Origin of the sequence: Roseimaritima multifibrata, from assembly GCF_007741495.1 — a bacterium.
GTDB lineage: Bacteria > Planctomycetota > Planctomycetia > Pirellulales > Pirellulaceae > Roseimaritima > Roseimaritima multifibrata.
Window position 1 is genome coordinate 4,726,425 of sequence record NZ_CP036262.1, and the last position, 13,157, is coordinate 4,739,581.

Annotated in this window: 13 protein-coding genes; 4 read left to right on the forward strand and 9 right to left on the reverse strand. The window is 53.7% G+C overall.

What is annotated here, in order from left to right; all coding sequences use genetic code 11:
• Positions 1–17: 17 nt before the first annotated feature.
• The 3 genes from FF011L_RS17090 to FF011L_RS17100 are packed head-to-tail and all read right to left on the reverse strand — an operon-like array spanning position 18 to position 2,571.
• The gene (locus FF011L_RS17090) at positions 18–563 is read right to left on the reverse strand and encodes a putative ATP-dependent zinc protease (RefSeq protein ID WP_315851693.1); all 546 of its coding nucleotides are present in this window, start codon (positions 561–563) and stop codon (positions 18–20) included.
• Positions 532–1,782, reverse strand: a complete 1,251-nt coding sequence (locus FF011L_RS17095; RefSeq protein ID WP_145352815.1) for a PQQ-dependent sugar dehydrogenase — start codon at positions 1,780–1,782, stop codon at positions 532–534. Before FF011L_RS17095 ends, FF011L_RS17090 begins: the two co-directional genes overlap by 32 nt.
• Before the next feature lie 39 nt (positions 1,783–1,821).
• Entirely contained in the window at positions 1,822–2,571 is a 750-nt protein-coding gene (locus FF011L_RS17100; protein ID WP_246109475.1) for an FKBP-type peptidyl-prolyl cis-trans isomerase, read from the reverse strand.
• 478 nt (positions 2,572–3,049) lie between these two features.
• On the opposite strand from FF011L_RS17100, the gene FF011L_RS17105 reads away from it, so the two are divergent.
• Together FF011L_RS17105 and FF011L_RS17110 are read left to right on the forward strand one after the other, a co-directional pair.
• On the forward strand, positions 3,050–5,146 hold the full coding sequence (locus FF011L_RS17105) for a GumC domain-containing protein (protein ID WP_218932697.1): 2,097 nt from the start codon (positions 3,050–3,052) through the stop codon (positions 5,144–5,146).
• Between the two features lie 70 nt (positions 5,147–5,216).
• Complete coding sequence (locus FF011L_RS17110; RefSeq protein ID WP_145352816.1) at positions 5,217–5,609, forward strand: CoA-binding protein; 393 nt, start codon at positions 5,217–5,219, stop codon at positions 5,607–5,609.
• A gap of 380 nt (positions 5,610–5,989) precedes the next feature.
• On the opposite strand, the gene FF011L_RS17115 is transcribed toward FF011L_RS17110, so the two are convergent.
• The 3 genes from FF011L_RS17115 to FF011L_RS17125 form a co-directional block, all read right to left on the reverse strand.
• Complete coding sequence (locus FF011L_RS17115) at positions 5,990–6,235, reverse strand: hypothetical protein (protein WP_145352817.1); 246 nt, start codon at positions 6,233–6,235, stop codon at positions 5,990–5,992.
• Positions 6,236–6,411: 176 nt separating this feature from the next.
• The gene (locus tag FF011L_RS17120; RefSeq protein ID WP_145352818.1) at positions 6,412–6,672 is read right to left on the reverse strand and encodes a hypothetical protein; all 261 of its coding nucleotides are present in this window, start codon (positions 6,670–6,672) and stop codon (positions 6,412–6,414) included.
• A gap of 12 nt (positions 6,673–6,684) precedes the next feature.
• Entirely contained in the window at positions 6,685–7,860 is a 1,176-nt protein-coding gene (locus FF011L_RS17125) for a sialidase family protein (RefSeq protein ID WP_145352819.1), read from the reverse strand.
• Positions 7,861–8,143: 283 nt separating this feature from the next.
• Between FF011L_RS17125 and FF011L_RS17130 the strand changes: the two genes are divergently transcribed.
• On the forward strand, positions 8,144–8,290 hold the full coding sequence (locus tag FF011L_RS17130; protein ID WP_145352820.1) for a membrane or secreted protein: 147 nt from the start codon (positions 8,144–8,146) through the stop codon (positions 8,288–8,290).
• 414 nt (positions 8,291–8,704) lie between these two features.
• Here the strand turns inward: FF011L_RS17130 and FF011L_RS17135 are convergent, their stop codons facing one another.
• Entirely contained in the window at positions 8,705–10,345 is a 1,641-nt protein-coding gene (locus FF011L_RS17135; protein ID WP_218932698.1) for a DUF1254 domain-containing protein, read from the reverse strand.
• Here FF011L_RS17135 and FF011L_RS17140 point away from each other — a divergent pair.
• A complete protein-coding gene (locus FF011L_RS17140) occupies positions 10,344–10,532 on the forward strand; it encodes a hypothetical protein (RefSeq protein WP_145352821.1) in 189 nt (62 codons plus the stop codon). The genes FF011L_RS17135 and FF011L_RS17140 overlap by 2 nt on opposite strands.
• Before the next feature lie 286 nt (positions 10,533–10,818).
• Here FF011L_RS17140 and FF011L_RS17145 read toward each other — a convergent pair whose 3' ends face one another.
• Together FF011L_RS17145 and FF011L_RS17150 are read right to left on the reverse strand one after the other, a co-directional pair.
• The gene (locus FF011L_RS17145) at positions 10,819–12,051 is read right to left on the reverse strand and encodes a glucuronyl esterase domain-containing protein (protein WP_145352822.1); all 1,233 of its coding nucleotides are present in this window, start codon (positions 12,049–12,051) and stop codon (positions 10,819–10,821) included.
• Positions 12,052–12,274: 223 nt separating this feature from the next.
• A complete protein-coding gene (locus tag FF011L_RS17150; protein ID WP_145352823.1) occupies positions 12,275–13,066 on the reverse strand; it encodes an SGNH/GDSL hydrolase family protein in 792 nt (263 codons plus the stop codon).
• Positions 13,067–13,157: the final 91 nt, after the last annotated feature.

Here is a 13,157-nt window from a genome sequence, read left to right on the forward strand (position 1 = left end):
TAGAGGGTGTCAACGGACTAGGACGGCGTCTGTTTAGGGATTTGCGGAGTCCCTTGCAAGTAGGACTTACCAGGATCGATTACAAATCGTTTCCGCATCGCTTGCCGCCCGAGCAGCATTCGGAATCCCATTGCATCACGATCGGCAAGTGTCAGTTCCAGAATCCAGCGAGTTTCCCCAATGACCATTGGAGTGAGCACCACGGGGCGGACCGTCTCGTGCCCGTTGCTACTTCGTACCCGCCTAAATTCATGGACGGGCATCTCCACTCGCTTGGTGTCTTTGGTGTTCTCTTGATGAGGATGAATCGAGAAGGCAACCCAGGTTTGACCATCCTTATCAAAGGTTTTCAAACGGGTTGCGTGGATCGCACTGGAGCGTGCTCCGGTATCAATTTTCACTTTGATCGGTGGAAGGTCTAATCCTTCCAAAAGGCCCCACTCGCGCCAGCCAATCAGCTGACGTTTAGAAGGGGCCTTTCTCGTTTTTGCTATTTTCACCACGCATCCTATCGTCGTTACTAAGACAGCATTATTTGGCAGAGAAACGGTAGATACGACCACCGCCCATCATGGTGCTCATCAAGACTTCACCGTCGTCGGTTTGACCGAACGTGAAAATTTGCAACCGGTCCCAATCAATGGGCCGGTTTGCGACGACTTTCTTGGTCTCTCGATCATATTTCAGTCCCCACAACAAACCGGAGATGTAATCGCCATAGAGGTAATAACCATCCAGCTCAGGAACTCGTGATCCACGATAGACCGCACCGCCGGTGATCGATTTTCCCCAGTTTTCCGTATGGGGATATTCGATCAGGGGTTCAATCAAATCAGCACGTGGAGCGACGCCTTTACCATTTGCATCGAAGCGATGTCCCCCTTCGCGGAGACTCCAGCCGTAGTTGCCACCTTTGACGATTAGATTGACTTCTTCCCATAGGTTTTGACCAACGTCCGCTGCCCACAGATCCCCGGTTTTGGGGTCAAATGCCATTCGCCAAATGTTGCGAATGCCATAAGCATAGATTTCCGGCCAAGCGTGTCCGCGGTCGACAAACGGATTGTCCGCGGGAATTCCATAGGGACGCCCTTCGGCTTCCGTATCGACATCGATCCGGAGGACCGAACCGAGCAGTTTGCTAAGGTCTTGGCCGCTTCCCAATGGGTCATTTCCTTTCCCACCGTCCCCCAGGGCTACATACAGGTAACCGTCGGGACCAAACGCCAGCGTGCCACCGTTGTGATTCCAGAACGGCTGCTGGATCGTCATCAGAATTTCTTCACTCTGCAGATCCACGGGCCCTGGTTGCCCAGGTTTGGCCGTGAACCGCGAGATAATCGAAACGTGTGGACGGCGACTGGTCGTGTAATAAACAAACAGTTCTCCGTTTGTTTTATGGTCTGGATGAAAAGCCAAACCGAGCAGTCCCTCTTCGTTCTCTTTGTCCACATAACGCACGACCGACCGAAGATCCAGGTACGGAGTCGCTTCCTCTACCTGCTCATCTTTTTGATCGATCGAGTAGATATCGCCCATTTGTGAAGCGATAAATAAACGCCCCGATCCATCCCCAGCGCCGGTGATCGCCACCGGACGCTCGATCCGCAAATTTGGATAGGCCTCCACCACTTTGATTGGCAGTGGAGAGGTATCCAAGGATTCTGGAGGGGACGCCAAATTAATGGTCGTCGATCCCTCTTCGCCAAAACACGATACGGACCATGCACAGCCAAGTGCCAAGCTGATCCCACAAAGAAGTAAACGCACCGATGAAAACATTTCAGAACCCTAGGGGATGGAAGCGGAGGAACATCCGAATCAGTCGACAATGTCAAGCAATTCCACGTCGAAGATCAAAGCTTCGTTGGGACCGATTGCTGGTTCGCCTCCGGGAGGGGCCGGGGTTCCACGAGCTCCATAAGCGAGGCCTGGATGAATGTAAAGCTGCCATTTATCGCCAACTTTCATTTCCTTCAAAGCCATTTGCCAGCCTTTGATCACTCCGCCAACTTGGAACTCGGCAGGTGTACCGCGTTCGACCGAGCTGTCGAAGACTTTGCCGTTAACCAACCGGCCGGTGTAATGAACTCGAACGGTGTTCGCAGCGGTAGGCGATTTGCCATCGCCAGCGTTCAGCGATTTGTACTGAAGACCTTCGGCCAGTTCTTTAACGCCTTCCTTCTTGGCATTCTCAGCGATGAATAGTTCGCTTTTTTCCAGATTGGTCACGGCAACCGACTGCATTTCTTCGGCCTGTTTTTCCTGACGGCTGCGGAGGATTCCCTCAATCGCCTGGGCAGTCTGCTGAATTTCTTCGTCGGTTAGCGAAGGGTCCTTTCCGGCCAACGAATCGGCCAAGCCTTGCTTCACAGCATCAAGGTCAAAGTCTCCCGTCTGGAAACCTTGGGAGGCCATTTGCTGGCCAATCGAGATTCCTAGAAAGTAGCCAATTCGATCCATTTTTTTTTCGCCTTCAGCGTCTTGGGCAGAAACAGGAGAGCCGCAGACAGCTGCCAACAGAGCGACCATGCAGACCGAAGTAACTGTCTGCCAGAGATTTAACTTCATCAATTGAGTCCTATTCAGGAAGGATTTAAGGCGGGGGAATGGCATTTCCAATTGAAAGACCTTTCAACCGCAATGCTACCTTAGAATAACAGCGATTCAACGTGGCGAGTAGTCACAAAGCGGCCGCTTGTCCCGCTTCGCCCAGTTATCCCAAAACCTACCGAAACGCCTCGGTTCTACAGGCGACCGGCAAGCCGATCACAATCCGGCTTTCGGAGCGTCAGGTCGGCCGCCATTCTCGCCAACTGCCACGTGAAACAGGGCCGAATTCGATGCCGTTTCGCCTCGCATTCCCTGCCCATTGACAAGCGAAAAACCAGGGGCCTAGCCGCTTCAGCGTGCAAATCTCCTGCGAATCACAATCCAATGCCGCGACTGGGCGACTTTTTCTCCCGTTTCGTTAGTGGTGAGCTAGATTTCAGAGTCGCTACGTCCGCGTCGACAATTTATTCTGCCTACAAACGTTTTTGCAAATCGAATGACAGACTCCAGCGCTCCGCTTCCTTGGAAACATATTTCTAAAACGCTGACGCAATACGCACCTCTATGGGGGGGAACCGTCGTTCTATTCACGGTTTTCGGCATAGGGTATGCGCTTTTCAGCAGCGACTATTGGTCGGCCAGCCAACCACTGGTTCTTCGCGATGAAGCGACCGGATCGGTGGAACGACTCGGCCGATTTGGTAGCCAAACCCAAATGAAAGCAGCCCAGGAAACGATTCTGGAAATGGCAACCAACTACGAAGTCGTCGCCGAAGCCCTCCGCGCAATCGGTCCCGAAGACGGGAGCGATGATCCGCAGTGGCCATCAAGCAGCCTTGTCCGTGGAATTGCCAATCACCATGTCAATGTTCGGGCCCCACAAGGAAGTGAATTCGGAAACACCGAAGTCGTCTACCTTCAAACTCAAGCGACGACTCCCGAACGGGCAGCCAAACTATGTCAGGCGGTTTACGAAAGCCTCGCACACCGGCTGCGCACCGTCCGGCAACTGCGTGCCGACAGCATCGTGGAAGAACTTCGCCAAGCCCGTGAACTGGCCGCCGAAAAATTGGCCGATGTGACTTCCGAACTAAAAGAAATTGAAATCGCTTTTGGAAGTGACCTCGCCGACCTGCGAAGCCTAAGCGAAACGTTTGGCGATGGCGGTGGACGACGCTTGCTAGACGAGACCTTGCGTGAACAACAGGCTGCCGAACTGGAACTGGAACAGCTGGAATCGTTGCATCAGCTATTGGTCGCCGGTCGCGAAGATCCACAAAAACTTCTCGTCTCCGGTGGCGATTTACTTAGCGCACAACCCAGCCTGCTCCGCATGAAAGACGGCCTGATCCAAGCTCAGCTGGAATCCTCGCAACTTTCCGGTCGGTATACCGACGTGCATCCACGCCTGCGTGCAGCGATCGAAACCGAAAACGAAATCCGCCAGAAACTACAGAAAGAAACCGGGGCCGTCGTGGATGCGATGCAGCCTCAACTGACTCTTGGACGCGATAAAGTCAAACGACTTCAACAGAAACAACAACGCCTTACCGAACGCCTAGATCGGTTGGCACACGTCCGTGCCGACTATGCACACCTCGCGTCCGAAGTCAAACATCGCACCGATTTACTCGCCCAAGCCGACAAAGCTTTGACCGAAGCTCAAGCCAGCAGTGCTTCGTCAACTTCGGTCAATCTGCTTGCCGAACTGGGACCGCCGGTTGTCTCCGACAGCCCGATCGGAACCTCTGGCAGTATTTTGACGATAGGCTCTGCAACGGCGGGCCTACTGTTTGGGCTTGGTGCTGTTTTCTTAGTGGCTCCCGGACCAAATACAACAGGGCGTGGACGTCGTTGGTCGGACATCATCAGTGGGCGTCGTGCAACCGATCGGGGCGGCAGCGTTTCCGCTTCTGCAGTGCCTCCCGGTGTCGACCGACGCGCCAATCGATCTCCCGGAACCCCACAGCAATCGGACGTTCCCGCGACCGTCATGCCCATGCCTGTAGGTCGGCGTGCCAGCGACCAGATCGCCCCAAACAATCCGCCATCCCAACAGCCCGCCGCTCCGCCAGCATTCGCACCAGCCCCGCTGAAATCGGACGCAGCTCAATCTCGGGCAATCGATACCAATCCAACGGCCAGCGTTCCCAACGCCTCCCCAACCAATCCGAAACTACCCCCGCTTGTTTACCGGGATACGACAGCGACAGGGAATTCCGCCCCTGCGGAAACGCCCCCTTCGAATGAAACGACCCCGCCGTCCAAACCGGAAGCGACTCCTTCTTCGCCGAAGGAGACTCCCACGGTTCGCAATATCCAACCGGTGATCGCTTCACGAAAACCGAAATTGCACGAAATCTGGCAGGAAGTCCAGACGAAGGGAGCCTCAAAAACCGATTCGAAAAAGCCGCGAAGAGCAAAGCGATCTCAAACCGCCGAATCGGCGACCCCAGAAGAAACCGCTCCAAAGGACGGTCCCTTAGCCGACATCCATTCAACGATCTCGCTAGATGAACCCTCTCTCAAACGGGCGATGGATGTGAGTGCATTTCCCGGAGACCGACGTCGCCATACTCGCGACGATTCCTAGGCATTAAACTGACGGAAGAGGAAAGGTTTTCCTCGTTTTCATCCGTTCGTTTTTGCACAGGACTTTTCGCTTGAATTCTCCACAAATTTTTCTGGCGGCAAAACGCTATGCCGTCGCCGGGGCATCGACCGATCGGCAGAAGTACGGAAACAAAGTTTTCCGAGCGTTAAAAGAATCGGGCCGAGACGTAGCGCCGCTAAATCCCAAAGCAGATCAAGTCGAAGGGATCACCGCATTCACAGCGATAAGCGACCTCCCCACGCTGCCTGAATCGCTCTCAGTCGTTACCCCTCCAATCGTTTCCCGACAGTTGACCGAATTAGCGATCGAACTAGGCGTCTTGAATATCTGGTTCCAACCAGGCGCCGAAGATGCCGAGGCCAGCCGACTAGCTCGCTCCGCCGGACTGAACGTCATCGACGACGGCAGCTGTCTATTGGTGCTATTAGCACTAGAAAAATAGCGACCAAAAAACATGCACTTGCTATGGAGCCCAAAGCGCTAAGATTTCTTAGCGGCAGGGTGCAAGCTCTCCGGCCCGGCAAGCAGCAACAAAACAAAAAAACACCCACAAGACCAGATCGCTCTGAACTCATCCGGCCCCGCGTGACGAATGCCCTTTTTGCTCGGGACGTGAAATTTATAGGTAACGGAAGTCTGGCTCCGAATCGGCATGGATTGCTTCCGCCCCGCTTGGTTTGGAATGCGTTGTGTCGACGCTCCTACCCCACAGGCTACCGAAAGAGTTCCGTTTCCGGGCTTGCCCCTGCGGACTCACTATTGGCGGCGATCCACTTATGCAATCGATATGCGGCTCTCCGCCAGCCCCAAACGCCAAAAACCCTATTCTTCTGAACACCCGTGATGCGGCTTCGCGGGCATCGCCAGAAACGCTGCGATGCCGAGCAACGACCAGACGACAAGCAGCGGAGTAAAACAACGATAGAAGGTCGCCACCCCTTCCTGTCCAGCAGCGTTATCGGGCATAAACAGCTCCGCCACCACAATCGATGCCACAGATCCGCTGACCACCAAGACGCTAACAGCTAAAAAGCCAATCGCCTGCAAACGCGTTTTAAAGAGAGACATCGCTTCAGCACCTAAAAGAGAAACACGCGCCACGCAACGCCACGGTCGAATATTGCGGCCAGAACTCGCTGGGGGGTTCATTGCCAAACGCCCCTGCATTCTATCACCAATCCTCGCATCGGAAAAATCCGGTATCGACAGAAAGCCACCTGATCCTTCTCGGTGCGTTCAACCTGCTAGTCAGGCGGGTGCCCAAACAGAGCGTACCGAGCAAAGTGGACGAGTCCCGCAAAACGGTAGCTCGGATCAACGTATCGTTCGATGACGTAGAACGCGAAGTAGTAGGCACGGCAAAACGCCCAGATCGAAATCGCCAGAAGCACTACCGACCGCAAATCCGGACGACTGGCGAGCAGCAATCCAGACGCTAGGATTCCCATCCCGATGAACAGACCACCTTTTAGCCAAATCATTTTCGGATTCGTCAGATTTTGCATCGGGATATTGCTCTATTCCATCGGTACTTTCTGATCAATCTCTTCCAGTTTAAACCGGGTGGTCATGACCGAGTGCTTCTCTGGCCCTGGGCGATACTTGACATAGGTGGTGGCGACAAACGTCCCATCGGGAAGCAAATCGAATCCGGAATAGCCACAATCACTTGCGGCGTTACTGTGAAACAATTTGATTCTGTATTCCCCCTCTCGATTCGTGACGACATCTTCGTACGTACCAACCCAGGCAATGAAATGGCCGTGAGTCTTCGACGATTTTGCAGTGTCACGCATCACCATGACCAGCCGTCCATCCGGAGCGTAAAGCATCTTTGGACGGTGACCGGTCAACGCAGCCGGCAAAGGTCGCACCTTGCTCCAGTTCTTGCCCCCATCATCACTGACCGAAAACAGCGAGTGGAAAGTTTCGTTGCGAAGCACCATCAACAACTGCTTCTCGTCGGGTGACTTGATGACCGCCGGTTGCCCCCAACGCGACTGAGTCCGAACCACCGGCCGCTCCGGCGACCACGTAAGCCCACCATCAAGCGATTCGGCTTGCCAAATATAGGGATCCGCATCGGGCCGATTGAGTGCAAACGGACCACGTCGATCGCACCACATCACCAAACGTTTTCCTTCATCAAACGACATGATCGTCTTTGGCGCGCACTCCGCGGTTAAACCAGTATCCTTCATCGGAGTCCAGGTCACTCCGCCATCTTCCGAGTACGCCTGACGCAAACGCCCTTCGAAATCACGGCCACCAAACACAAAGATCCGTCCGACACCTTCGGGATCGACCAGATAGTGAATCGTAGGAGTGGTTTGTCTAACCTGAGTCCAGTTTGCCGGGACATCCAGCAAACCGCTCCAAGTCTTGCCACCGTCATCGCTACGCGAAAGCGGACCAAGGTACCCCGCGTGATTGATCGACCAGGTACAGAACATCGTCTTGCCATCCGGAAGCAAAACAGTGCAGGGGTGCCCCTGATAAATTTCAGTCGTTCCTTGCGCAACGACCGAGTGACGCTCGGTCTCATCCGAAATATCAAATGTCGGAATCGATATCGTCGCGGGGGCAACGTTCGCTTCCCCTTCGTTACCGGTTACTGAACTGGGGTTCCAAGCGAAAAACAGGAAAGCGAAAGACGTCGTATAAAGAGCCAAGCAAAATTTGTGGGCTGACATTCATTTCCTACAGATTACAGAGAAGTCAATTTAAGACGGCAGGTTCAGCAGAGCCACGAATCATCGCAAAGAGACTTGGCATCGACTTTTATTTGCTCATAGCTCTCAGTATAGGCAGCGAATTTGCGTTCGGTGTTGGAATCACCACACTTCACGCGGCCAGCTCGGCTTCGCGATGGCACCAATGTACCGGACGGTGTCCCCCCCCGCTCAAGCAAAAGGCTGAAATTGGGTTTGACGCAAGAAAAAGAAATCGTGTAAACGCCAGTAAAGGAGAATACCGATGCGAAAAGCGATCGCCTTCATTATCTTGGCAACCATGTGCATGGCAGGTTGCGCCGCCGTCCGAGATATGCTCTTGCCCGGCAACAGCGCCTCCGATGCAAACCGCCGGTTCTGGGACCAAACGTCAGACAATCCTTATCGATAACTGGCATATCAATCTTCACCGCCGGTTGGTTCCCAGCTCGGCCTGTTGGCAAGAAAACAGACAAAGATCCCACTCATCTTCTTGACCACATCTTCTTGCTAGGTATGGGTGCGTTGCACGAAAAGAAAGCAACGGGATATCGCTCAGAACGAAACAATCCGTTCGAGAGCCCTTGGCCAAGCAATGCCTGCCATCGCGATTAAGAATGCGCCCGCAGCGTTCGCGGCACCGGACGCTGCGAATCCCCAATCACAAAAAGCATGGTGGGGCTGATGTTGCTTAGCGGCGGACACGATGTTCTACCGCCCGACGACACGCATGCCATCCGTCACCGCAACAACCGCCATCGCCGAAGGCCGGCGATGGCTCTGCCTAAATTTGCAGGTGGTTGCCAATCGACTAAATCACGATGGATTACTCAACCAATTCGATCTCACTTGGTTGCCAGCTTTTGTCAAAGAAAGAAGGCAATGGGCTGTAAAGCCGCAGAATGGTGAACCAGCCCTTTTCGGGATCGGTTTGAATCCAGTTACCTCGTTCGACGCCCTCTGGTTGTTGCGGCGCGAAGTAGATGACGGTCGAACCGTCGGCTTCAGCCGTCGCGGCAGGAGACGGGTAGGTCTGGCTGCCAGCACGAGGGTATTTCTGCGGCGTCTGCAACATCGAACGCGATTGGTTGTCGTATAGCGTAAACGACCAAAATGCACGTGCGGGAATACCCTTGGGAAGCGTGACTTTGTAGGTACTGGCTCCGTTAAAGGGCAGCCCTTCGGAATCAAGGAAATCCATTAGGTACTGGGAACCAACGCCGGGAATTCGCATGATCATCCCAGGCGAATCCAGCGTGTATGCATAATAGAACGCCGTTCGAGAATCGAGCGTTCGGGCGCCGGTGGGTGCGTACGGTTTGAACATTCCGTCCGCGTAAGCGGGCGGAGGCGTTTCGAAAAAGGCCCCTCCTTCGAACAGCATATTGCCCCACTGCGAGTTGGGATAATATGCCCATTCGGGATGAAGCGTAGCATACCGCCAATTCAAGACGCGACCTGCAGCGTTACCAACCGCGGCGGCATCGGCAAGGATCATTTTCAACCGGGCATCGGGTTTAAAGGGCTTGCCGTGTTGAATGCCGATCGCCGCCAATTGGCCAGCTAGTTCAACGTCGTAACTGGTTGCTGGTTCCCGCTGAACATTCGCGTTGACCATCTCATAGAAGCCATAATCGCTTGGTGGGATCGTGTTGAACGATTTGCCCGACGCTTCGACGAATTTGGTTTCCGGCACGGGTGGGTTCTCCCCTAGCTTGACGTTTCCTTCAAGCGCTTCCGCAATGCTTGTTCCGTAGCCACCAGGTGCGTACGGGTATACCTTCATATTCTTCTTGATGTTCTCAACCGCTGGCTTTGGATCATTATCAACCAGGAACGATCGGCCAGCATAAAGCACGCGATTGGTTCGCGAGTGGGCGACAAAATAGCCACCTTCCGGTAGAGGCCCTTCGTAACCTGGTGGGACGATCAAATACTTGCCCCCTTTGCCGCGATCGGGACCAGGTCGACCGATATCAATGATCCACGAGAACCACATGTCATTGATAGTCCCCAATCCCGCCGGCGGTTGCTCGATAACTATCGGTCCATCGGTTAGATTGATGACGCCGATGTAATAAATCGTATCGCAGTTCGCAGTTAGGAACAGCGAGTTGGCGTCCATCAAATCGGAGAAGATGGCAATGCTGTTATCCGTTGCCCCCATATCTTCCAGGCCTTGAGCGATCGCGTACGCCGAAGCACCGCGAAAGCTGTTGTTGTAAACGTCGATCGCGTTGTTGAGCGCCAGGATGTCTTTCACTTTTTTGGCGGTTGCTTCGGTAGGCGCACCATCCTGGTACTCCAGCATTCCAAATGGACTTTTCACTTGGTCCGGAGTGTTGATGGAAGCAGGAGTCGGCGTCTCGCTTTGCGCGTGAACAACACGGTCGCCAGAAGTCATCGCCCAAGCCGCAGAGACGGCGAGGAAGCCGACGATCATGCCAGCACGACTAGAATCGATCATGAAATTTTCTCGTTGTGTGAATAGAGGTGAAGAGCTTGTCAGTAGCGCCAGAACCTTGGTATCGCACCCCGGCAACGGGATCAAAATCGGTGAAACGATCCGGTTCTCAGCCGATTACGGGCGAGCCCAAACGCCGCGTAAAGGCTGCAAGCTGTTGCAAACGTCACCTGGCTCGCAACCGCTTTAGCGATCCACATCCTAGATCTCTCGGCTGCTGCAAGCAATGCAAGCAATACGCTCAAGCCCTATTACACCTAGCGCCGCGACTTAAGCGGAACGAACATTCCATCCAAACCTTACCGATTGACAGTTCGACGTCGGAACAACGGAATGAATCGTTAAAAGTTCAAACTCGACTTAAGAAACACCGAGAGAAACAAGCCCACCAATCCTAGGTGTGCACCAGTGCACGCGGGACTTGGTCGCTGGACGTTGAAGATTAAAGATCCAATCACACTTTCTTCACGCAACCATCATCGCTTCTTGAAATGCCGATCCGCAAACTTAAGATATTGCTCCCAATCGAACGCGGTGACATCGTGAGCTCCTGTTCGCAGGTGATACCCGATGGTTGTATGAATCGGTTGATCAGGTGCGGGCAGTCTATCCTGCGATAAAGCAGGTTTATCGAAGAGCTGATAAACCGGGCTCGCGTGCCTCGCGGCGAGGAATTCACCTTTCGGGTCTGCCCAACGATCGTTCGTCGCACTCGCAACGTAGAGCGGTCGCGGCGCGATAAGCGCCATCAGCATGTGTTGATCGACAGGAAGCGTCGCTTCTTTCTGCTGGTACTGGTGATGATTAGTACAGAACCAATAACCAACGGGTTTGAGCATGTGATGAATCCGTTCTCCATAACAGCGCCGATAAAGTGCCGCTCCGCCACAACCGGAATCATTACTGATCGTCATCGCAAAACGAGTGTCTTGTGCCCCAGCCCAAAGCGCTGCTTTCCCGAGTCTCGAATGGCCAATCACCGCGACCTTCGACGCATCAACCTGTTCGTCCGTTTCCAAATAGTCCAGAATCCGTGATAGACTCCAAGCCCAAGCACCGATGGAACCCCACTCGGTAGGTTCAGGCTTTGCTTGGCCTTCCCGATAGAACAGAGGATGAATTCCATCGGTGAAATCATGTCGATAATTGTCTGGATCGACCTGATCGCGGTGAACCGTCGCGAGTGCATAGCCTCGCCCGATAACCTTTTCTACCTGCCAGCGACTTGCATACGCGCCGCGCTCCTTCCCCGTGTCTCGTTCGATGATTGCCGGGTCAGCGTGGACCGTATGATTTCCGCTGAAATTCAAACCAACGAATCCCGCGACAGGCCCTACCGTGTTGTTCGGAAGGTACACCAAGATATCGATCCGATATTCTTCATCTCCGAAGAACGCGGCGATTTGTTTACGAGTCGCAGCACCGCCAAGTGCATTCGAATCGGACTCAACCAGCTCGTACCGCACTGACAATTTTTGACTTGGCGTAGCTCCATAAACCGAATCTTCAAACAACCGCTGAACTTCTGCCCGTCGATAAGCAACCCATTCGTCTCGACCAACCGGCTGGCCCGCATTGTCAATGCATGCGTTCGGCAATTCGTACGCAGGAACTTTTGACTCGTCGTAGTTGGTGTCCGCGGGTTCTTTTGCGATGGATATCGAAGGACCTATAACAAGTAGGGTTACCAACATCGAGATACGAAACATGCTTTACTGATCCTATACAACGCTTCTGCGAACTCACTCGCGACAGGCAGTGACCATCCGTAGAATTGGCGGCAATTTTGTTAAACCTCAGCATACGTACGATGGTGGCCTCGAGCAACAATTTGCAGACAGGAATCGTTACGCTTCAGCATCCGCATATTGCCGTCGCCCGATACGCCAGCGATGCCGATGCTGCCAAGAGGAAATGCACTCCCTCTCTTTCTCATGCCGTCCCCCAACGAGCGCTGACTTCGTACAGCCAGTTCCGTGCGATCAATTCGTGCCCCTGCGGAAGCGGATGCACACCATCCCACAACCAATGTTCCGGAGAAACTTTTTCGGCAGCCGCATCAAACACGTCCTGAGTTTTAACATGCACCGCATCAAATTCCTCCGCAAGCCTACCGACAATCGGTATCAGACGTTCGACTTGATCACGCCACTTTTTGAACATGGCTTCTTGAGCCAACCGGCCGGAGGGCAACACAAAAGGATCCAGCAAAACCAGCTTCAATTCCGGGTTCGCTTTGCGGCTAGCGTTAAGAATGAATCGATAGTCGGTTTCCCATTTATCGACGTCCACGCCATCAAGATTCCTTCCAACGTCGTTAACGCCGATGAGGATACTGAGCAGATCAGGCTTCATGTCGATTGCATCCGCCAGCCAACGATCGCGTAAATCTCCGACCTTGTGGCCACTGATTCCACGGTTATAGAAATCCAGCTCCGCCTCCGGCATATCGACTCCAAGACGCGCGGCAAGCAGAAAGACGTAGCTGTGCCCGAGATAGTGATTTCGATCCTTTTGATTGCGTCCCCACTTCATATCGGTGATCGAATCCCCTTGAAAAAGCAGACGGCTACCATGCTTAAATGCAGGCAAGCGATATCCGTATCCTTCGGCGGCAGACGACCTAGCGGTCGCCCCTGGTTCCCGAGCACTCGCAAAGACCGTCAAGTTTGCCAAGCTGGCCAAAGCGAGACCACTCCGGAGGAAGTTACGTCGATCATTCATCGTATTTGGAATCGGATAAAAGAAGGTTTTTGCAGGCAGTGGGCAACAAATCTCCACTGCGTTAAAGGGCTCACGAAAGAACGGCCATGAA

Bases quoted from the DNA above. Each gene is read 5' to 3' on its own strand.
- FF011L_RS17095 (WP_145352815.1), bottom strand. From the start codon at position 1,782: ATGTTTTCATCGGTGCGTTTACTTCTTTGTGGGATCAGCTTGGCACTT.
- FF011L_RS17100 (WP_246109475.1), bottom strand. From the start codon at position 2,571: ATGAAGTTAAATCTCTGGCAGACAGTTACTTCGGTCTGCATGGTCGCT.
- FF011L_RS17105 (WP_218932697.1), top strand. From the start codon at position 3,050: ATGACAGACTCCAGCGCTCCGCTTCCTTGGAAACATATTTCTAAAACG.
- FF011L_RS17115 (WP_145352817.1), bottom strand. From the start codon at position 6,235: ATGTCTCTCTTTAAAACGCGTTTGCAGGCGATTGGCTTTTTAGCTGTT.
- FF011L_RS17120 (WP_145352818.1), bottom strand. From the start codon at position 6,672: ATGCAAAATCTGACGAATCCGAAAATGATTTGGCTAAAAGGTGGTCTG.
- FF011L_RS17125 (WP_145352819.1), bottom strand. From the start codon at position 7,860: ATGTCAGCCCACAAATTTTGCTTGGCTCTTTATACGACGTCTTTCGCT.
- FF011L_RS17130 (WP_145352820.1), top strand. From the start codon at position 8,144: ATGCGAAAAGCGATCGCCTTCATTATCTTGGCAACCATGTGCATGGCA.
- FF011L_RS17140 (WP_145352821.1), top strand. From the start codon at position 10,344: ATGAAATTTTCTCGTTGTGTGAATAGAGGTGAAGAGCTTGTCAGTAGC.
- FF011L_RS17135 (WP_218932698.1), bottom strand. From the start codon at position 10,345: ATGATCGATTCTAGTCGTGCTGGCATGATCGTCGGCTTCCTCGCCGTC.
- FF011L_RS17145 (WP_145352822.1), bottom strand. From the start codon at position 12,051: ATGTTTCGTATCTCGATGTTGGTAACCCTACTTGTTATAGGTCCTTCG.
- FF011L_RS17150 (WP_145352823.1), bottom strand. From the start codon at position 13,066: ATGAATGATCGACGTAACTTCCTCCGGAGTGGTCTCGCTTTGGCCAGC.